The sequence below is a fragment of the Methylogaea oryzae genome (genome assembly GCF_019669985.1).
Taxonomy (GTDB): domain Bacteria; phylum Pseudomonadota; class Gammaproteobacteria; order Methylococcales; family Methylococcaceae; genus Methylogaea; species Methylogaea oryzae.
Genome location: NZ_AP019782.1, coordinates 1,669,677 through 1,690,955, shown reverse-complemented (window position 1 = coordinate 1,690,955; position 21,279 = coordinate 1,669,677). Strand labels below are relative to the sequence as shown.

General features: G+C 64.9%; 15 protein-coding genes. 11 read left to right on the top strand and 4 right to left on the bottom strand.

Annotated features, from left to right (window positions below; all coding sequences use genetic code 11):
* Window positions 1-18: 18 nt before the first annotated feature.
* The 4 genes from K5607_RS07810 to K5607_RS07795 are packed head-to-tail and all read right to left on the bottom strand — an operon-like array spanning window position 19 to window position 5,663.
* On the bottom strand, window positions 19-2,022 hold the full coding sequence (locus K5607_RS07810; RefSeq protein ID WP_221048719.1) for an iron-containing redox enzyme family protein: 2,004 nt from the start codon (window positions 2,020-2,022) through the stop codon (window positions 19-21).
* Window positions 2,023-2,024: 2 nt separating this feature from the next.
* Window positions 2,025-3,782 (bottom strand): carbamoyltransferase family protein, encoded by a 1,758-nt coding sequence (locus K5607_RS07805; protein WP_221048718.1) that lies wholly within the window; start codon window positions 3,780-3,782, stop codon window positions 2,025-2,027.
* 43 nt (window positions 3,783-3,825) lie between these two features.
* The gene (locus K5607_RS07800) at window positions 3,826-5,061 is read right to left on the bottom strand and encodes an adenylate/guanylate cyclase domain-containing protein (protein WP_221048717.1); all 1,236 of its coding nucleotides are present in this window, start codon (window positions 5,059-5,061) and stop codon (window positions 3,826-3,828) included.
* Between the two features lie 8 nt (window positions 5,062-5,069).
* On the bottom strand, window positions 5,070-5,663 hold the full coding sequence (locus K5607_RS07795; RefSeq protein WP_221048716.1) for a hypothetical protein: 594 nt from the start codon (window positions 5,661-5,663) through the stop codon (window positions 5,070-5,072).
* 303 nt (window positions 5,664-5,966) lie between these two features.
* Here K5607_RS07795 and K5607_RS07790 point away from each other — a divergent pair, with 303 nt between their 5' ends.
* The 11 genes from K5607_RS07790 to gnd all read left to right on the top strand — a co-directional run bounded on the left by K5607_RS07790 (window position 5,967) and on the right by gnd (window position 21,262).
* On the top strand, window positions 5,967-6,755 hold the full coding sequence (locus K5607_RS07790; RefSeq protein ID WP_221048715.1) for an MlaA family lipoprotein: 789 nt from the start codon (window positions 5,967-5,969) through the stop codon (window positions 6,753-6,755).
* 198 nt (window positions 6,756-6,953) lie between these two features.
* Window positions 6,954-7,652: a ribulose-phosphate 3-epimerase gene (locus K5607_RS07785; protein ID WP_221048714.1), complete on the top strand. Its 699-nt coding sequence runs from the start codon at window positions 6,954-6,956 to the stop codon at window positions 7,650-7,652.
* 89 nt (window positions 7,653-7,741) lie between these two features.
* Complete coding sequence (locus K5607_RS07780) at window positions 7,742-7,975, top strand: (2Fe-2S)-binding protein (protein ID WP_082411754.1); 234 nt, start codon at window positions 7,742-7,744, stop codon at window positions 7,973-7,975.
* Window positions 7,976-8,006: 31 nt separating this feature from the next.
* Window positions 8,007-9,050, top strand: a complete 1,044-nt coding sequence (locus tag K5607_RS07775; protein ID WP_221048713.1) for a fatty acid desaturase — start codon at window positions 8,007-8,009, stop codon at window positions 9,048-9,050.
* Between the two features lie 131 nt (window positions 9,051-9,181).
* The gene (locus K5607_RS07770) at window positions 9,182-9,940 is read left to right on the top strand and encodes a class I SAM-dependent methyltransferase (RefSeq protein ID WP_054773396.1); all 759 of its coding nucleotides are present in this window, start codon (window positions 9,182-9,184) and stop codon (window positions 9,938-9,940) included.
* 249 nt (window positions 9,941-10,189) lie between these two features.
* Window positions 10,190-12,844, top strand: coding sequence for a nitrate/nitrite transporter (locus K5607_RS07765; RefSeq protein ID WP_221048712.1), 2,655 nt, complete (start codon window positions 10,190-10,192; stop codon window positions 12,842-12,844).
* Window positions 12,845-13,000: 156 nt separating this feature from the next.
* Entirely contained in the window at window positions 13,001-16,747 is a 3,747-nt protein-coding gene (locus K5607_RS07760) for a nitrate reductase subunit alpha (protein WP_221048711.1), read from the top strand.
* Window positions 16,744-18,285: a nitrate reductase subunit beta gene (gene narH, locus K5607_RS07755; protein WP_054773395.1), complete on the top strand. Its 1,542-nt coding sequence runs from the start codon at window positions 16,744-16,746 to the stop codon at window positions 18,283-18,285. The genes K5607_RS07760 and narH overlap by 4 nt, the downstream gene beginning before the upstream one ends.
* Window positions 18,282-19,058 carry a nitrate reductase molybdenum cofactor assembly chaperone gene (gene narJ, locus K5607_RS07750; RefSeq protein ID WP_246598988.1) on the top strand — a complete coding sequence of 259 codons (777 nt, stop codon included), beginning with the start codon at window positions 18,282-18,284 and terminating at the stop codon, window positions 19,056-19,058. Before narH ends, narJ begins: the two co-directional genes overlap by 4 nt.
* On the top strand, window positions 19,055-19,735 hold the full coding sequence (gene narI, locus K5607_RS07745; RefSeq protein ID WP_221048710.1) for a respiratory nitrate reductase subunit gamma: 681 nt from the start codon (window positions 19,055-19,057) through the stop codon (window positions 19,733-19,735). The genes narJ and narI overlap by 4 nt, the downstream gene beginning before the upstream one ends.
* A gap of 18 nt (window positions 19,736-19,753) precedes the next feature.
* Entirely contained in the window at window positions 19,754-21,262 is a 1,509-nt protein-coding gene (gnd, locus tag K5607_RS07740) for a decarboxylating NADP(+)-dependent phosphogluconate dehydrogenase (protein ID WP_221048709.1), read from the top strand.
* Window positions 21,263-21,279: the final 17 nt, after the last annotated feature.

The window sequence follows — 21,279 nt, the reverse complement described above, 5'->3', positions numbered from 1 at the left end:
GTAACCGGTTGGTTGGAATCAGGACGGGCGCAAAGCATGGCACAGGCCGCGGGCTTTTTCACCGATTTTCCAGCGGCCGTAACGCCTCAGGCCGGACAGGGCGAACGGCAGGCTGGCGGTGGACAAGGACAGATAGCCGTTCCAAACGCGCTCCCAAGCGGGTTGCATAACCACCTCCCCGCCCAGGCTGCGCATCCGCTCTAAATACAGCTCGACGGCTTCACGCGCCAAGGCGGCGTGGCCGCAAGCCAGGTTGTCGATAGACAGGTGCAGCTGCACGATGGTGGGATCGATGCCGTGATAACGCAGGGCGTCCACCAGATGCATATAGGTCGCGCCCAGGCCGCTCAGTTCGATGGCGAGATTGAGCCCCAGCAACTCCGGGAAGAAACACTCCGGCCATTGGCCCACGGCCAGCAGATAGGCGGGGATGACGAAAGCCGAGTCGGACAAACGGCTATCTTGGATGAACGCCTGGCTGTCGATCGGGGCGAACGACATGTCCAGGCTCTCCAGCAAGCGCCGATAGACGTTGGGATGGTTCCACTCGATGCAGCCGGCGCCGGCTTCGTCGGCGAAAGTCCGCAACAAGCGCCGCCGCACGCCGTCCGCCATGGGCTCGTTCCCCGCCGCATGCTCCAACCAGCAACCGTCCGCCAGAATGGCCGGCGCCATTTGCCCGATACCCCACAGGTACATCTCCCGCGGCAGCTTGGGGCGGCCTCGCAACGGCCGGTAACGTTCCACTTCGCGCCGGTGAATAGCGTCCACCCGCTGCTTGAAGGCGCCCGGGCTGTAGGGAAAACGCCGGCGCAATCCCCTTTGCAGGGGCGCCGCCAGCCGCGTCCACGCCAGGACTTTATCGGCGTAACCGGCGGCGACGGACAAGCTGTCGGGATAGGCCGCGCGGTTGAGCAATTGATGATAAAGCTCGCGGGCGGACGGTCCGCCTACCGGAAGCAGCGGCCGCCGGCGCCGTTGCGCGGCGGGACGTTCGCGGTCGCGGCCGGGAGCCGTTTCGGCAAGCGCCGGCGGCTCGGCGCCATCGCCCCGCAGCCAGCAACGCAGCAGCGCCAAGTCTTCCGCGCTGAACACCCCGAACATGGAACCGCCGAACTCGGCGGCCTTGAATAAGCGGCTGTCGTCCAAGGCGTCCGCCCGCACATAGGGGGAATCGAGCAAAGCCCGCCGCAAGGCCGGCAAATCGCCCGCCCGCAGCCATTCGTCCAGGCTGCGCTGCTCCAGCATGATCGCGCCGTGATGGCCGACGGCGTAAGGCAGTTTTTCCCGCAACATCGCCTCGGCCCGCCGCTCCGGCGGCTGCGCCAAGGCGGCACGCAAAGCCGCCGCGCTGGCCCGGTGGGCCTGTTCGTACAGCGCCCAACCGGCGGCCACCCCCTGCCCCGCCCCGATGGCGGCCTCGTCCAGCCGCTCGGCATAACGCTGCAGCAACGCGCGGTGCCGCCGCACATACCCCAGGGGCAGGCCGTGACGCGACAGCTGGCGCTGCAGCCAGTCCAGCCATTCGCTCCCCTGGCGGCAATGAGCTTGGCTGAAGCCGAGAATGGCGTCGAAATCCTCCATCGGAAAGCAGGACAAGGACAAAGCCGCGCAAGGTACCAGAAACGCCTCTTCGGCCAACGCGGCGCCGTCGGGGACCGGGACGCCGGCGGCGCTCAACAAAGCCCGGTACTGGGCCGCCAGGGCCAAGGCCGGCTCGTCCAGCCCGACGGCGTCCAGATAGGCCCGGAACAGCAAGGCATTGACGGGCCGGTGGCCGCGGGCCGAATGGCCGATGTCGCGCAGCCAGTCCCATTGCAGCAACGCGGCAGGGGCATGCCAACCCAGGGCCGTGGCCAAATGCGGCGCATCGTCGAGATCCGGGAGTGCGACGAACGGCCCCTCGCCGCTTCTCCCGCGGGCGGCAGGGGGAATGCCGGCGGCCAAAAACTCACGCGCCGCCGCCAACGCCTCGGCGTCGATCTGCGGGCGCGACAAGCGCAGGAACAACTGGCGCGGCATGGTCATAGCGATAAATCGGCCAACTCCGGCTTGAGCAGCAAATAATCCCCCAGGGCCAACGCATCCACCCCGGCGGTGAGGAACACCGCCAGAGCGTCCTCCACGCTGTGGGCCATGGGCTTGCCCATGACGTTGTAGCTGGTGTTGAGCAGCAAGGGCACACCGGTAAGACCGTGGAAATGGCTCAGCAGTTCGTGCAACAGCGGATTCCATTCCCGCTTCACCGTCTGCAAGCGGCCGGTGCCGTCCACGTGCACCACCGCCGGCACCCGCTGCCGCACTTCCGGCTTGAAACGCAGGGTGCGCTCCATATAAGGCGACTCCTGGTAATGCTCGAACCAGTCCGGGCCGTGCTCGTGCAGGATGGACGGAGCGAAGGGCCGGTAGCTTTCCCGGTATTTAACCACTGCGTTGAGGCGTTCGGCCATGTCGGCCGGGCGCGGATCGGCCAGCAGGGAACGGTTGCCCAGGGCGCGCGGGCCGAACTCCGCCCGCCCCTGGATCCAGCCGACGATGCGGCCCTGGGCGAGGATTTGCGCCACCGTCACGGCGATGGAGCCGGGCAGGTGGCGCAGGCTCAGACCGCTGTGGCGGGCCAGGTTGGCGATGCCATCTTCCGACAGCGTCGAACCCAGGTAAGGCGACACCGGCGCCATCGGCAAGGGCGCATCCGGCTTATCGTCGCGCAACGCCAGCCAGGCGGCGCCCAGCGCCGTGCCGTCGTCGGCCGGGGCCGGCGGCACGTACAGGCTTTGGAACGGCGTGCGCTCCAATATCCGGCCGTTGTAGGAAGAATTGAGGGCGCAGCCGCCGCCCAGGGCCAGGTTGGCGCTGCCGGCCAGGCTGTGGAAATGGCCCAGTCCTTCGCTCAGCACATCGGCGAAAAAGCGCTGGCCGGTGTGGGCCAGGTTGGCCGCCGCCAGAGGCGGCGCATCGGCGGCGCGGCGGTAGTTCTCCAGCCGCTCCAGGGCGGCGAAAAAGCCGGCGCGGACATGTTGCAGCTTGAGGCCTTCGCGCCGCACCATGCCGTCCAGCAGGCGGTAGATGTCCTCGTCCAGCTGGCCATAGGGCGCCAGCCCCATCACCTTCCACTCCTCGCCGGCCATCCAGTCGAAGCCGCACAGCTCGGTGAGCTTCATGTAGAAAAAGCCGTGGCTCTCCACGCCCCGCGACAGATAAAGCGGGCGGACGCGGCCGCCTTGATAGCGGTACCAGCCCATGGAACCGTTTTCGCCGTAAGAATCCACCACCAGACAGCCGGCCTCAGGATAAGGGCTGCCGTAACAGGCCATGGCGGCGTGGCACAGGTGATGGTCGTAATGGCGGAAAGACAGCTTCACGCCGGGAAAAGCCCTGGGCACGACGCGAGCAAGGTTCACCCCCGCCCGCCGCAAGGCATTGCCGTTGCAGGCCAGCATATGGTGCAGGCTGGGCGTGTCCATGAAGGCCAGCAGCCGCTTGAAATCCGGTCGCAGCAGCCCGCGGGCGGAGAAATAGCCCAGCAGGCCCATGAGCCGCTCGTACAAGGGCCGCTGCCGCCGCCAGTTGAACGCCACCACCAACTCCTCGGCGTCGGGGCAATAACGGCGCAGCAAGCGCGGCAACAGGTAAAGGTTGTCCGGCTCGCAGTTGAGCGCCCGCTTGTATTGCAGCGGCCGTTCAGTGGCTTCGGCGTACAGCACGGCTCCGTCCGGCCCGACGATGGCCAAGGCCGGATCGTGGTAGGTGACGCACAGGCCGAGGTAATAGCGTTGAGTCATGGGGGATCAGCCAAATTTTCCAGCCCGCCCATTCTAGCCAATATCAGCCCGGCGGCTTGCGACCAATCAGAAATCCGGTTTGGACGCGGCCGATGCCCTTGACGTCCATGGGCTCGCGCGCCTCGCAAAGGTAATGGGGCTCCAATAACCGCATGGTCGCGGCGCTGATGTGGATGCGGCCGGGCGTGCCGTGGGACTCCATGCGGCTGGCCACGTTGACGGTATCGCCCCAGAGATCGTAGATGAATTTTTTCAGGCCGATGACGCCCGCCACCACCGGGCCGGAATTGATGCCGATACGGATGCTCAAGCCGGTGCCGTATTCGCGATTGTAGGCATCGACCGCCTGCAACATGCCGAAAGCCACTTCGGCGACCGCTTCGGCGTGGTCGGCGCGGGGTTGCGGCAAGCCGGCGCAAGCCATGTAGGCGTCGCCGATGGTTTTGATCTTTTCGACGCCGTACCGCTCGGCCACTTGGTCGAAAGCCGAAAACAGCCGGTTCAGCATAGCCACCAGTTCCGCCGGCGGCGTGTGCGCCGCCAGCTGGGTGAAGCCGACGATGTCGGAAAACAGTATCGTCGCTTCGGCGAAACCGTCGGCGATGGACCGCTCGCTGGCTTTGAGCCGTTCGGCGATGGGCGCCGGCAGGATGTTGAGCAGCAGGGCCTCCGAACGCGCCTGTTCCCGCCTCAGCAACTGATGCTCCGCCTCCAGCGCCTGACGGGCTTTTTCCCGTTCGATGGTCAGGTAACGCATGGCGATGAAAGCGATGCAGGTGACCAGCGACACGTTCTCCACGTACCACAGAACGCCGTCGGCGTCCGCCCCCGCCGCCAAGTCCAAGGCGCCAGCCCCGAACACCGCAATGCAGAAAGCGCCGTACCACAACTCCGCCGCGCGCGGGCCGGCGAACACCAAGACGCAAACGGGCGACAGGAACGACCACAACACCAGCGCGCCGGAACCGGAAAATCCCCCGGCATAGTACTGGAGCGCCGCCGGCACCACGAGCAAGGCCGTCGCTTGGAACCAGCGGCACACGCCGTCCGCCTTGCGCACCAGCAAATCCGCCAATGCGGCGAAGGACAGCAACGCATAGCCGCCGGCGACGGCGGCGGCGGCGGAACGCCCGTCGACGGCGAAACGCCATGCGCCCCAGGGCGCGATGCACAACGCCGCGACGGAGATGAAAATGAGCAAGGTTTTGCTCAGGCGCTGCTGCGGCGTATCGCCGTCCCGCGCCGCCGCGTTGTCGATGCGCTGGATGAGGCGAGCCAAAGCGTCCCTCACCACGCCGCGCCCTCGTCGAACGGCAGCCGGCCGGCCGCGGCCCGGCGCAACGCGGCAAAAGCGCGCCTAGCGCGGCGCTTGCCGGGATAGCTCAGTCCGAAGCTGTGCGCCTCCTCGGCCAACACCACCCGAAAGCCGTAGCGCGTCCGTTCGGGATGCCCCCATTGGGAAACGGTGTAGCGCTCCAACCGGACGCTTTTCACTTGGGCGAAATCGACCACTTGGCAGGCGTCGCCGGTAACGAACGCCAACTTGCCGGCCTTGCCGTCGACGCCGACATAAGCACCGCCCTCCCCCCACTTCACCCGCACCGCCGCGGCGGCGTCGAACCCCGCCTGTCGCAAAGCCCGCCATCGCCGCCGCGCCGCCCAAGCGCGCCGCCAGGCGTCCCCCAGCGCCAGCGCCGCCGGCAGCAAGGGCAGCGCGATGCCCAGCGCAGCCAACAGCAAGAACCCCGGGTGGGTGCCCGCCAGCGCAACGCCGGCGACGGCCAGCAGCACGCCGAGAATATTGAGCTCCAGCAACGTGCCGCGCTCCCGGCGCGGCGGAGGTAGGAAAGCACGCTTTGGCGAGGTGGCGTTGTTGGACATGTCGGATGCCGCACAGGAAAGGTTACGAAGGAAACCGCCGGCCGTAGCCGAGGAACGATCGCCCGGCGGCGTTAACTTTAGCGGCCCAGGCCAAGCACTGCCCGGCATACCATACTAAACTAACTACAGCGTTTGCCCATGGACGGGCTTTTTTAAGCCTCCCCTAAGGATTTCGCCGCGATTTTTCCGCAGACTTGCTTCCGCCATTAAGTTCGGCCGGCGACCGTCTTGCTCGCGTCGCCGACCCTATCGCCTGGGCAAGCGTTTTTAGTGCCCGCACATCGCTGACAAAAAGAGAGAATCATGAAGTCGTCCCCCCGATCCCCCGCTCGCCGCATCGCGGCAACCCTGCTGCTTTCCTTCGGTCTCGCCGCCGGCGCCATGGCCGAATCCGTCGATCCGAGAGATCCGTGGGAGGAATGGAACCGGGATGTGCAAAGCGTCAACGACCGCTTGGACGAATACGTCATGGAGCCCGTGGCGTCAGGCTACCGCTGGATCACGCCGCAGGTGGTGGATCGCGGAATCACCAACTTTTTCAGCAACGTCGACGATATCGGCGTGTTTCTCAACGACTTCCTCCAGTTCAAGCCGCTTCAAGGCGGGCAGGACCTGGGCAGGTTCATGATCAACACCACGGCGGGAATCGGCGGCTTCATCGATGTCGCGTCCTACCTGGACCTGTTCAAGCATAAGGAAGATTTCGACCAGACGTTGGCGGTGTGGGGCGTCCCGTCCGGCCCCTACCTCGTCCTGCCTTTCTTCGGCCCCGGCACCATGCGCGGCGTGGTCGGGCTGGTCGGCGACACCGCCACCAACCCCATCAATTACGTCGCCCCCATGTTCATCCCCATGGTGACCGGCGCCATCAACGTCGCCGACCTGCGCGCCGACCTGCAAAGCACGACCAAAATCATCGACGCCGCCGCCCAAGACCGCTACGCGTTCATCCGCAACGCCTATCTGCAGGATCGAATCGTCAAGATCCACGACGGCAACCCGCCCGAGGATGAAGAACAAGCGCAGCAGGAACGGGACATCGACGCGGAAATGAGAAAGGCCGCGCCGCTGGCCCCGAAAAATCCGCACTGACCGGACATCCGAACCGCGTAGCGCATCGGCAGAGCGGGTCGGGCCACAGGCCTCACCCGCCATGCGCAAACCTATCGGCTTTCCCGCCGACCCGCCCTAAGATCCCCCAGCCATGCAGAGTGCGAACCGCGTAGCCTAGCTTTCGCCATTCCCGCGACGCCCAACGCCTGGCGGCGATATTCCGATAGCTCTTCCGATATGACCGCCTCCACTCCCGATATTTCCCTCTCCGCCTCACTCATCTGCTGCGACCTGTGCAACATCGAAGCGGAATTGCGCAACCTGGAATCCGCCGGCGTCGACTACCTGCACGTGGACCTGATCGACGGCCACTTCAGCCCGTCCCTGCCCATGGGCGTCGAGGTGGTGCAGCAGGCACGGAAGAAAACCGCCCTGCCCTTCGACGTGCACCTGATGGTGGAGAACAACGAGTTTTTCATCGAGGAAATGCTGACCGTCGGCGTGCAGCGCGTTTGCTTCCATTACGAATCGGCGCGGCACGTGGACCGGCTGCTTTGCCTGATACGCGACGGCGGCGCCAAGGCCGGCGTCGCGCTGATGCCGACGACGCCATTCTCGGTGCTGGAATATTGCGTCGACCGGCTGGATTTCGTCTTGCTGATGCTCATCAATCCCGGTTATGCCGGCCGGAAGGGCGAAAACCAGGTGCCTTATGCCCTGCGCCGGGTGGCGGATTGCCGCCGGTTTCTCGCCGAGCGGGGGCTGGACATTCCCATCGAAGTGGACGGACGGGTGGCTTTCGGCAATATCCCGGACTTGATCGCCGCCGGCGCCACCGACTTGGTGGCGGGCAGCAGCAGCGCCTTCCACAAGGGCGGAACTTTGGCGGAAAATATCGCGCGGATGCGGGCGCTCATCGCCCAGGCCGGGCCATGAGGGCCGCGGTTTTTTAAACCCTCCCAACAACGTTTGCGTACGCCGACGCCAGACATCGATCCCAACGCCCCACCCCACTCCGCCGCCCCATGACCGACGCCGCGCCAGACCGAAAACAAGACATGCTGTGCCCTTGCAGCGGCACCCGCAAAAGCAAAATATTGGCCCTCTACCAACAGGGCGTTACCGATTTGGAGAGCATTTCGCTCCGAACCGGCGCCTGTTCCGGTTGCGGCGGATGCGAGGCGGACATGCTGGCCTTCCTGGCCGAATGCGCCGAGGCGGCCGCCGAAGCGCCCATTTCCGGCGCGGGCCGGGCATAATGTGCGCAGCCGATCCACCCGCTGAATGACCATGTCCGTTCCAGCCGACGCCTCCCACCCGCAAGCGACAACGATGCCGGCAACGGCCGAAGCGTGGTTGTGGTGGTCCGGCTATTTGCTCAGCCTGGTATTGCCCTTGACCTCGCTGGCGTTCCTGTCGGGCGGGCCTTGGCCCTGGTGGCAGGCGCTGGCCTGGACCCTGCCGGTGTGGCTGCTGATCGCCGCCGATTGGCACAGTCCCAGCCTGCGGCGCGCGCCGCCGGCCGGCCTGCCCCGCTGGCCGTTCGACGCGATCCTCGTCGCTCTCGGCCTGTTGCAACCCTTGAACATCTTCGCCATGGCGCGGCTGGTGTCCCTCACCCACTGGGGCGATGCGGCGGAGGTCGCCGAAACCTTGGCCAATTTGACGGCGGTGCGCATTCTCATGGGCACCACGTCCTGCAGCGCCGCCATCGCGCCGGCCCACGAGCTGATCCACCGCCGCGCGCTTTGGCAGCGCTTGCTGGGCCGCCTGCTGTTGTGCACCGTGTTGTACGACCATTTCGCCGTGTCCCACCGACGGCTGCACCATCGCCACGTCAACGGCGAGCAGGATCCGGCCAGCGCGCGGCCGGGAGAAACCTATGAGCATTTCTTCCGCCGCACCGCCCTGCTGCAATGGCGCGCGGCTTGGGCCTTGGACCGGCGCGACGCGGCGCTGGGCGCAACGGCGGAAGCGCTGTTGCTGGCCGCCATCGGCGCGCTGTACGGGCCGTTGGCCCTGGTGATGTTCGTCTACCAGGCCCTGGCGGCGGTGCGGCTGCTGGAAGCGGTCAATTATTTCCAGCACTGGGGCTTGCGCGGCCGCAATCCCGGCGCCTGGGTGTGCGACAGCGCCGTCAGCCTGTTCGTGTTCCTCGGCCTACCGCGCCACGCCGACCACCATCGCCACGCCCTCAAGCCCTACCAGACCCTGCGTTGCGACGACCAAGGCCCGAAGCTCTGGGCGGGCTATCTGTGCATGGCTTTGCTGGTGAAAAACCGCTGCCATGTGTTTCGCGCCAAGGCGGATGCACAATTAGCGGGCGGCCCCTGACGGCCTTCCCCGCCGTCGCCGGGCGCGGCGGAAGAATTCGGCCTCGATATCGAATCCCCTCACCCTAACCCTCACCCTAACCCTCTCCCGGAGGGAGAGGGAACCCGAAGCCTTAACAAAAATATTGCCTCATGCCCAACTACGCCGCGTCCGACAAACCGCTTTTCCTTGCCTGCGAGACGCCCGACCAGGCCGAACGCATCCAGGCGCTGAGCCAACGGACGGGGATTGCCGTTTTACGGGAGGAATGGGAAGGCTTTTGCCTGAGCCTGTCGGCGGCGGGGCTATTTGAACTTTACGCACTGAGCAATCCCGCCTTGCGCATGGGGGTGGACTTCACTTCCTCCGCGTTTCTGTACCGCCTCAAGACCAGCGGCAAGAACCAGCCCTTGGCGAAAGCCGTCGGCGTCGGCAAGGGATTGACGGGAGTGCTGGACGCCACGGGCGGGCTAGGCGGCGACGCCATGGTGCTCGCAAGCCTCGGCTGCCAAGTGACCGTGTGCGAACGCCATCCCTTGATCGCGTTGCTCTTGGAAAACGGCTTGGAACACGCGCGGCGGCAGCTGGCGTTCGCCGAGCAGATTCATTTGGTCAAGGACAGCGCTTTTACTTATTTGGCTGGCATAAAGGATTATCCCCAAGTCATTTATTTGGACCCCATGTATCCCGCCAAGGAAAAATCCGCGTTGCCCCGCAAGGAAATGCAAATACTCGAGGATTTGGTGGGAGCCGACGCCGACCAGTCGGCGCTTTTCGATTTGGCCCTGAGCAAGGCCGGCGAGCGGGTGGTGGTGAAACGACCGAAAAGCGCACCGCCTTTCGCCGCGCCCACCCACAGCTTCGCCGGCACCACCACCCGTTACGACATGTATGTCACCAAGCGGACCTGAACAAAGCGCCGCGCGCTATGCGGCGTCGCGTGATTGCGGCGCGCCGGCATCGGGGAAAACCCAGCAAATACGTCATATATATCCCGTATGACATATCGGTGACATAAATATGAAAGATTGGCGTATTGGAAGCGCGGCCCATACTTAGGTGTTATATTTGGGCTGGGATGTCCGCGAGCACAGCGCCATGGGCGCCATGGGTTTCGCCGCGCCGACCATAGCTCAAAACCAACAACAAGAAGGGCTGCCATGGACTCACAGCAAACCCGCGCATTGACCGCCAGCACGGTGGCCTTCACCGTCTGCTTCGCGGTATGGACCATCTTTTCCATCATCGGCCTGCAGATCAAGCAGGAACTCGGCCTTAGCGAAACGGAATTCGGGCTGCTGGTCGGCACCCCCATCCTCACCGGCTCCCTCATCCGATTGGCCCTGGGCATTTGGACCGACCAGTACGGCGGCCGCCTGACCTTCGCGGCGGTCATGCTGTCCGCCGCCGTCGCCACGCTGCTGCTGACCACGGTGGATACCTACGTCATGTATCTGGCGGCGGCGCTGGGCGTGGGCATCGCCGGCGGCTCGTTCGCCGTGGGCATCGCCTACGTTTCCCGCTGGTACCCCAAGGAGCGGCAAGGTTTCGCCTTAGGGATTTTCGGCCTGGGCAACGTCGGCGCGGCGGTGACCAAGTTCTGCGCGCCCTTCGTCATGGTGGCCCTGGGCTGGCACGCGGTGGCGCAAATCTGGGCCTTGGTCCTGATCGCCATGGCGGCCGTATTCTGGTTCACCACCGAGGACGACCCGGTGTTGCGGGCGCGCTTGCTGGCCGGCAAGCCGCCCGAACCTTTCATCAGGCAGCTGGAGCCGCTGAAAAACCTGCAAGTCTGGCGCTTCTCGCTGTATTACTTTTTCGTCTTCGGCGCTTTCGTCGCCCTCGCCCTGTGGTTGCCGCGCTACCTGGTGGGCGCGTACGGCTTCGACGTCAAGACCGCCGGCATGGTCGCCGCCCTGTACTCCATACCGGCCAGTTTATTCCGCGCTTTCGGCGGCTGGCTGTCGGACAAGGTCGGCGCGCGCATGGTGATGTATTGGACCTTCTCCGTCTCGGCGGTGTGCACCTTCCTGCTGTCCTACCCACCCACCGAATACGTGGTGCACGGCGCCCACGGCGACATCAACTTCAGCCTGGCCATGGGACCGGCGGCTTTCATGGCCGTGCTGATCGTCTTGGGCGTATTCATGTCCTTAGGAAAAGCGGCCGTCTACAAGCACATCCCGGTCTATTACCCCAACAATGTCGGCGCCGTGGGCGGCGTGGTGGGCATGATCGGCGGCCTGGGCGGCTTTTTGCTGCCGCTCACTTTCGGCATGCTGCTGGATTTGACCGGACTGTGGAGCAGTTGCTTCATGCTGCTGTTCGTACTGGTGACCGGCGCCCTGGCCTGGATGCACTTCGCCATCCTGCGCATGCAGCACCGCGTGGCACCGGAACTGGCGAGAACGTCGCGGGATTTGCCGGAACTGGCCCACCCTTCCCCCCTGCTGCTTACCGAGTGGAATCCGGAAGACCAAACCTTCTGGGAAAAATCCGGCGAGAAAATCGCCCGCCGCAACCTGTGGATCAGCATCCCGGCGCTGCTGTTGGCTTTCGCCGTGTGGATGGTGTGGAGCGTGGTGGTGACCAACCTGCCCAACGTCGGCTTCAAATACAGCACCAACGAGCTGTTCTGGCTGACGGCGCTGCCGGGCCTTTCCGGCGCCACGCTGCGGATTTTCTATTCCTTCATGGTGCCGATTTTCGGCGGCCGGCGCTGGACGGCCATGAGCACGGCGTCCTTGCTGATTCCCTCCGTGTGGATCGGCTATGCCGTGCAGAACCCGGACACGCCTTACCTTTTGATGCTGGTGCTGGCGCTGCTGTGCGGCTTGGGCGGCGGCAACTTCGCCTCTAGCATGGCCAACATCAGCTTCTTCTTCCCGCAGGCGAAGAAAGGCACGGCCCTGGGACTCAACGCCGGCCTGGGCAACCTGGGCGTCAGCACCGTGCAGTTCGTGGTGCCGCTGGTGATCACCGCCGGGGTGTTCGGCGGCCTGGGGGGCGAACCGCAAACCTGGCTCAAGGACGGCGTCAGCAAGGCCATGTGGCTGCAAAACGCCGGCTTCGTCTGGGTGCCGTTCATCGTCGCCGCCACGCTTGCCGCCTGGTTCGGCATGAACGACATCGCCTCGGCCAAGGCTTCCTTCAAGGAACAGGCGGTCATCTTCAAGCGCCGCCACAACTGGCTGATGTGCTGGCTCTACACCGGCACCTTCGGCTCCTTCATCGGCTATTCGGCCGGCCTGCCCATGCTGACCAAGACCCTCTTCCCGGAGGTCAACCCCACCCAATACGCCTTCCTCGGCCCCCTGGTGGGCGCCCTGATGCGGCCGGTGGGCGGCTGGCTGGCGGACCAGCTGGGCGGCGCCAGGGTGACGCTGTGGAACTTCGTCCTCATGGCGATGGCGGTGTTCGGCGTGCTGCACTTCATGCCCGCGAGCGGTGCCGGCGGCAATTTCTGGGGCTTCCTCGCCATGTTCCTGCTGCTGTTCCTCACCACCGGCATCGGCAACGGCTCCACTTTCCGCATGATCCCGGTGATCTTCCTCACCGAACGGCAGCGGGAAGCGGCCGGCGCCGATCCGGCCCAGGTGCGCCGCGACGCCGCCAAGGAATCGGCGGCGGTGCTGGGCTTCAGCTCGGCGGTGGCGGCCTATGGCGCCTTCTTCGTGCCGAAGAGCTACGGCACCGCGATTGCATTGACCGGCGGGCCGGAAGCGGCGCTGTATTGCTTCATTGCCTTCTACCTGAGCTGCATCGCCATCACCTGGTGGCATTACGCCAGGAAGGATGCGGACATGCCCTGCTGAGGAGGGCGTCGCGTAGAGCGAACCTCTGCGCTCTACGCCGCTGAATGTTGATGTAGCGAATTTCGCGCTAGAGGCCGGAAAGCCGGGACGCAAAGCGTTCCGAAAGGCATTCCCACGCGACGCGTGGGAACGATAAAAAAGAAAACGAGGTCCCCCATGAGCCACTTCCTCGACCGCCTGACCTTCTTCAAAAAGAAGGTGGACACTTTTTCCGGCGACCACGGCGTCGTCACCACGGAGGACCGCGGTTGGGAAGACGCCTACCGGCAACGCTGGCAACACGACAAGATCGTGCGTTCCACCCACGGGGTGAACTGCACCGGCTCCTGTAGCTGGAAGATTTACGTCAAGAACGGCCTGGTCACCTGGGAAACCCAGCAGACCGACTATCCCCGCACCCGCCCCGACCTGCCGGACCACGAGCCGCGCGGCTGCTCGCGGGGGGCCAGTTATTCCTGGTATTTGTACAGCGCCAACCGGCTCAAATACCCGCTGGTGCGCAGCCGTTTGGTGCAACTGTGGCGGGAAGCGCGCCAGACACTGGAGCCGGTGCAAGCTTGGGCCTCCATCGTGGAGGACACCGACAAGGCCAAGCAATACAAGTCCAAGCGCGGCCTGGGCGGTTTCGTGCGGGCCGAGTGGGAAGAGCTGAACGAAATCATCGCCGCTTCCAACGTCTACACGGCGAAAAAATACGGCCCGGACCGCATCATCGGCTTCTCGCCTATTCCCGCCATGTCCATGGTGTCCTACGCCGCCGGCAGCCGTTACCTGTCCCTCATCGGCGGCGTGTGCATGAGCTTCTACGATTGGTATTGCGACCTGCCGCCCGCTTCGCCGCAGACCTGGGGCGAGCAGACCGACGTGCCGGAGTCCGCCGACTGGTACAACGCCGGCTTCATCATGCTGTGGGGCTCCAACGTGCCGCAGACCCGCACGCCGGACGCCCATTTCATGACCGAGGCGCGCTACAAGGGCACGAAAATCGTCACCGTCTGCCCGGACTATTCGGAGGCGAGCAAATTCGCCGACCTGTGGCTGCACCCCAAGCAGGGCACCGACGCGGCGCTGGCCATGGCCTTCGGCCACGTCATCCTGAAAGAATTCCACATCGACCGGCAGAGCGAGTACTTCACCCGGTACGCGCGGGAAAACACCGACCTGCCCTTCCTGGTGCTGCTCAAGCAACAAAACGATTATTGGGTGCAGGACCGTTTCCTGCGCGCCTCGGATTTCGACGGCGCCCTGGGCCAGGCCAACAACCCGGACTGGAAGACCGTCGCCTACGACGACGCAACGGGCGACATCGTCGCTCCCAACGGCTCCATCGGCTTCCGCTGGGGCGAAACCGGCCGCTGGAACATCGCGCCGCAAGCGGACGACGGCAAAGCCCGGCAACTGCGCCTGAGCCTGATCGACGCCCGCGACGACGTGGCGGCGGTGGGCTTTCCCTACTTCGGCGGCAACCAGCACTTCCACTTCACCCACGCGCCGGCCGACGCCGTGCAGACGCGTAACGTGCCGGTGCGCAAAATCACCCTGGCCGACGGCACGCAAGCTCTCGCCGCCACGGTGTTCGACCTGCTGGTGACCAACTACGGCATCGACCGGGGGCTCGGCGGCGGCAATGTCGCGGCGTCCTACGACGACCTGGTTCCCTACACCCCCGCCTGGCAGGAAGCCGTCACCGGCGTCAAGCGCCAACAGGTCGTCGCCGTGGCGCGGCAGTTCGCCGAGAACGCCGAGAAAACCCAGGGCCGCTCCATGGTGATCCTCGGCGCCGGCTTGAACCACTGGTACCACATGGACATGAACTACCGGGGCATCATCAATATGCTGATGCTGTGCGGCTGCGTGGGCCAGTCCGGCGGCGGCTGGGCGCACTACGTGGGCCAGGAAAAGCTGCGCCCGCAGACCGGCTGGCTGCCCTTGGCCTTCGCGCTGGACTGGAAGCGCCCGCCCCGGCAAATGAACAGCACGTCCTTCTTCTACAACCACACCAGCCAGTGGCGCTACGAAAAGCTGGGGGTCAAGGAAATCCTCTCGCCCCTGGCCGATCCCAAGGACTGGGCCGGCAGCCTCATCGACTACAACGTGCGTGCCGAACGCATGGGCTGGCTGCCCTCGGCGCCGCAGCTGGGTGCCAACCCGCTGAATATCGCCAAGGCCGCCGAAAAAGCCGGCAAGGCCCCGGCCGATTACGTGGTGGAGCAACTGCGCAGCGGCAAGCTGAAATTCGCCAGCGAAGACCCGGACAACCCGCAGAACTTCCCGCGCAACCTGTTCGTGTGGCGCTCCAACCTGTTGGGTTCTTCCGGCAAAGGCCATGAGTATTTTCTCAAATACCTGCTGGGCACCCAGCACGGTGTGCAGGGCAAGGACCTGGGCGCGGAAGGCGGCGCCAAACCGCAAGAGGTAAAGTGGCGCAAAGAGGCGGCGGAGGGCAAGCTGGACCTGCTGGTGACCCTGGATTTCCGCCTGTCCACCACCTGTTTGTATTCGGACATCGTACTGCCCACCGCCACCTGGTACGAGAAAAACGACCTCAACACCTCGGACATGCATCCCTTCATCCATCCGCTGTCCAAGGCGGTGGACCCGGCTTGGCAGTCGCGCTCGGATTGGGAGATTTACAAAGGCATCGCCAAGAAATTCTCCGAGCTAGCGGCGGGCCACCTGGGCGTGGAAAAAGACGTCGTCACCGTGCCCATCCTGCACGACACCCCGGGCGAACTGGCCCAGCCCCTGGAGGTGCGGGATTGGAAGCGGGGCGAATGCGAGCCGGTTCCCGGCAAGACCCTGCCCAATATCGCCGTGGTGGAGCGCGATTACCCCAACGTCTACAAGATGTTCACCGCCCTGGGGCCGTTGATGACGAAAATCGGCAACGGCGGCAAGGGCATCGCCTGGAATACCGAGGCGGAGGTCAAGCAGCTGGCCGCCCTCAACCGCACCGTCACCGAAGAAGGCATCAGCCAAGGCCTGCCGCGCATCGAATCGGACATAGACGCCACCGAAGTCATCCTCATGCTGGCCCCGGAAACCAACGGCCAGGTGGCGGTCAAGGCCTGGGAAGCTTTGGGCAAGGCCACCGGCCGCGACCACGCCCACCTGGCCCTGCCGCGCGAGGACGACAAAATCCGCTTCCGCGACGTGCAGGCGCAGCCGCGCAAGATCATCTCCTCCCCCACCTGGAGCGGCGTGGAATCCGAGCACGTCTGCTACAACGCCGGCTACACCAATGTGCACGAACGCATCCCCTGGCGCACCCTCACCGGCCGCCAGCAGTTCTACCAGGACCACCCGTGGATGCGCGCCTTCGGCGAAACCCTGTGCGTCTACAAGCCGCCGGTGGATACCCGCAGCATCGCACCGGTGCTGGGGCAAAAACCCAACGGCAACCCGGAGCTGGTGCTGAACTTCATCACGCCGCACCAGAAATGGGGCATCCACAGCACCTACACCGACAACCTGCTATTGCTGACCCTGTCCCGCGGCGGCCCCATCGTCTGGCTCAGCGAAACCGACGCGGCCAAGGCCGGCATCGCCGACAACGACTGGATCGAAGCCTACAACGTCAACGGCGCCCTGGTGGCCCGCGCGGTGGTCAGCCAGCGCGTGCCAGAAGGCATGACCATGATGTACCACGCCCAGGAAAAAATCGTGAATATGCCCGGCGCGGAAACCACCGGCGGCCGGGGCGGCATCCACAACTCGGTGACCCGCGCCACGCTGAAACCCACCCACATGATCGGCGGCTACGCCCAGCAAAGCTACGGCTTCAACTACTACGGCACGGTGGGCTCCAACCGCGACGAGTTCGTCGTCGTGCGCAAGATGGGCAAGGTGGACTGGCTGGACGAGTCCGACAAAGCAACCGGCGCAGAGGAGGCAGTGTCATGAAAATCCGCGCGCAAATCGGCATGGTGCTGAACCTGGACAAATGCATCGGCTGCCATACCTGTTCCGTCACCTGCAAAAACGTCTGGACCTCCCGCGACGGCGTGGAATACGCCTGGTTCAACAACGTGGAAACCAAGCCCGGCATCGGCTATCCGAAAGAGTGGGAAAACCAGAAGAAGTGGAAAGGCGGTTGGAAGCTCAAGCCCGGCGGCAAGATCGTCCCTTTGCAGGGCGGCAAGCTGGAAACCCTGCGCAACATCTTCGCCAACCCCAACCTGCCGGAAATCGACGATTATTACGAGCCGTTCGATTACGACTACGGCCATTTGCAAAACGCGCCGGAATCCAAGGCCCCGCCCACCGCGCGGCCGCGCTCCCTCATCACCGGCCAGCCCATGGAGAAAATCGTCGGCGGCCCCAACTGGGAGGAAATCCTCGGCACCGAATTCGAATCGCGCAGCCGCGACGTCAACTTCGACCAAGTGCAGAAGGACATCTACGGCCAGTTCGAAAACACCTTCATGATGTATTTGCCGCGTTTGTGCGAGCACTGCCTAAATCCGGCCTGCGTCGCCTCCTGCCCCAGCGGCGCCATCTACAAGCGCGAGGAAGACGGCATCGTCCTCATCGACCAAGACAAATGCCGCGGCTGGCGCATGTGCGTGTCCGGCTGTCCCTACAAAAAAATCTATTACAACTGGCAGACCGGCAAGTCGGAAAAGTGCATCTTCTGTTATCCCCGCATCGAAGCGGGCGAACCGACCGTGTGCTCGGAAACCTGCGTGGGGCGCATCCGCTACCTGGGCGTGCTGCTGTACGACGCCGACCGCATCGAAGCCGCCGCCAGCGCGGAATCCGACCAGGATTTGTACCAGGCCCAGTTGGACATCTTCCTCGACCCCAACGACCCAGCCGTATTGGCCGAGGCGCGGGCGGCGGGCATCCCCGAGTCCTGGCTGGAAGCGGCGCGGGTCTCGCCGGTTTACAAGCTGGCCATGGACTGGAAAGTGGCTTTCCCTCTCCATCCCGAGTACCGCACCCTGCCCATGGTCTGGTACGTGCCGCCGCTCTCGCCCATCCAATCCGCAGCGGAGGCCGGCGAAATCGGTTTCGGCGAGACCATCCCCGACGTGCGTTCCCTGCGCATCCCGCTGCGTTATCTCGCCAACCTGCTCACCGCCGGCAAGGAAGAGCCGGTGGCGCTGGCGCTGGAGCGCCTGTTGTCCATGCGCGCCTACATGCGCGGAAAAACCGTGGACGGCACGGTTAACAGCGCCGTGCTGGAGAAAGTCGGCCTGAGCCAAGAACAAGTCGAGGACATGTACCGCTACCTAGCCCTGGCCAATTATGAGGATCGCTTCGTCATCCCCACCAGCCACAAGGAATACGCCACGGAAACCTTCGACGCCTTCACCGAGCGCGGCGGCTGCGGCTTCAGCTTCGGCAACGGCTGCCACGACGGCAGCGGAACGAACCTGTTCGGCGGCGCCAAACAGAGCCACAAGCGGACCTTCCCCATCAAGGTGGTGGCCGAATGAGTGCCATACCTGGGAACGCGGGCGTCTCGCCCGCCCGGTGCGGCCAGGATGGCCGCGCTCCCATATTGACGCTGAAAGTGCTGTCCGCCCTGCTCGGCTACCCGCAGGCGGAAACCCTGGCCGCCCTGGACGAAATGGCCGAGGCCGTCGAACGGGAACGACTGCTCGCGCCGCCGCAAGCCGGCGCCTTGCTCGCTTTCATCGACGCTTGGCGCAGCGCCGACCTGCTGGAACTGCAGGAAAACTACGTCGCCTTGTTCGACCGGGGCCGCAACCTGTCCCTGCACATATTCGAGCATGTGCACGGCGAATCCCGCGACCGCGGCCAAGCCATGGTGGACTTGCTGGCGCTGTACGAATCCCACGGTTTCGAGCTGGCCACGCGGGAGCTGCCGGATTACATCCCCTTGTTCCTGGAATACCTGTCCCAACAGTCCCACGCAGCCGCGGCCTCCCTGCTGCGGGACGCCATGCCGGTGCTGAGTCTGTTGGGCGCGCGGCTGGCCGAGCGCGGCAGCGCCTACCATGTCTTACTCGACGCCCTGGCCGGCATCGCCGGCCAACCGGCCGAGGCGGAAGGCATTCGCCGCCGCGCCGCCGCGGAAGAGCCGGACCAGACGCTGCTGCGCATGGACGAAATTTGGGAAGAAGAGGCGGTCAGCTTCCTGGGCAACCCCAATGCCTGCCAAAAACCCTCCGCCACCGAACACCCCATCGTCGTGGCGCCGCCCCGCGCCCCCCAGCCGCACGCTCAGCCGGAGAACCGCCCATGAACCACCTCAACACCCTGCTGTTCGGCTACTACCCCTACGTGGCCCTCACCGTTTTCCTGCTCGGCAGCCTGGCGCGTTTCGAGCGGGACCAATTCTCCTGGCGCAGCGGCTCCAGCCAAATGCTGCGCAGCAAAGACATGCGGTTGGGCAGCAACCTATTCCACATGGGCATCCTCATGCTGTTCGTCGGCCACACCGTCGGCCTGCTGACGCCGCCCGCGGTGTACCACGCACTCGGCCTTTCCACTTCCGCCAAGCAAGTGCTGGCCGTCGTCGCCGGCGGCCTTTTCGGCGGCATCTGCGCCGTGGGGCTGTTCCTCCTCATCCGCCGCCGCTGGACCGATCCGCGCATCCGCGCCACCAGCAGCCGCATGGATTTTTTCATCCTCGGCCTGATCGCCGCGCAGCTGGCCCTGGGCCTGTTGACCCTGCCCGTATCCCTGTTTCACCTGGACGGCAGCAATATGCTGCTGCTGGCGGACTGGGCGCAGCGCATCGTCACCTTCCGCGGAGGTGCGGCGGATGCCATCCTTGAGGTAAGCTTTATCTTCAAGCTGCACATATTCTTAGGCACCACCCTGTTCCTGGTTTTCCCCTTCAGCAGGCTGGTGCATATTTGGAGCGCGCCCGTGGCCTATGTGGCGAGGCCATATCAAGTCGTGCGCCGACGGACCTGACACAGGAGCATCTGCCGAATGAGTAACGCAAACGCCGACATCGGCCTGGTCGGCTTGGGGGTCATGGGACAAAACCTCGCATTGAACATCGCCGACCACGGCTACACCATCGCCGTTTACAACCGCCATCACGAAATCACCGACGCCTTCGTCGCGCACTGCCGGGAGAAAGAACCCAGCCACGAGCGCGTCCTCGGCTGCGCCGAGCTGGCCGAATTCGCCCGGTCCATCAAGCGCCCGCGCAAAATCGTGCTGCTGATCAAGGCCGGCGAAGCCACCGACAGCACCATCGCCGCCCTGTTGCCCCATCTGGAAGCCGGCGACATCCTCATCGACGGCGGCAACGCCTACTGGCTGGACACCATCCGCCGAGAGAAAGAGCTGACCGCCAAGGGCTTCGAGTTCATCGGCTCCGGCGTGTCCGGCGGCGAAACCGGCGCCCGTTTCGGACCGTCCCTCATGCCCGGCGGCAGCCGCGCGGCCTGGGCGCAACTGGAACCCATCTGGACCGCCATCGCCGCCAAAATCGACCCGGAAACCGGCCTGCCCCTGGAAGGCGCGGCCAAGGGCCGGCCGGTTTCCGGCGGCGTGCCGTGCACCGCCTACATCGGCGAGAACGGCGCCGGCCACTACGTGAAGATGGTGCACAACGGCATCGAATACATCGACATGCAGCTGATTTGCGAAGCCTATTGGCTGCTGAAGAACCTGCTGGATTTGGACGCCAAGGCCATCAGCGACATTTTCCGCCGATGGGAACAAGGCCCCCTGTCCAGCTACCTCATCGAAATCACCGCCGACATCCTGCAACAGGAAGATCGCGCCGGCGGCTACCTGGTGGACAAGGTGCTGGATACGGCCGGCCAGAAAGGCACCGGCGAATGGACCGCCGCCAGCGCCCTAGAACAGGCGGCCCCGGCCAACGCCATCGCCGAGGCGGTGTTCGCCCGCTCCCTGTCCGCCCTGAAAGAGGAGCGCGTCGCCGCCAGCACAGTGCTTCAGGGACCGCCGCTGCGCACGCAAGCGGATCGTACCGCCTTGATCGACGCCGTCCACGACGCGCTCTACTGCGCCAAAATCTGCGCCTACGCCCAGGGCTTCCAGTTGATGGAACGGGCGCAGCAAACCTACGGTTGGCAACTGGATTTCGGCACCATCGCGCAGATCTGGCGCGGCGGCTGCATCATCCGCGCCCGCTTCCTGCAGAAAATCACCGACGCTTACCGGCAAAATCCCGGCCTGCAAAACCTGATGCTCGATCCTTATTTCTCCCAGGCGCTGCACGAGGGACAGGGCCATTGGCGGGAAACCCTGGTGCTGGCGGTGCGCAACGGCTTGCCGGTGCCGGCCTTCTCCTCCGCCCTGGCCTACTTCGACGGTTACCGCAGCGCCAACCTACCGGCCAATTTGCTGCAAGCGCAACGGGATTACTTCGGCGCCCACACCTACGAAAGAGTGGACCAGCCCAGAGGAAAATTTTTCCACGTGGACTGGCCCGCGCCGGATCGCCCCGAACGCCCGATCTAAATCGCACGGGACGGACA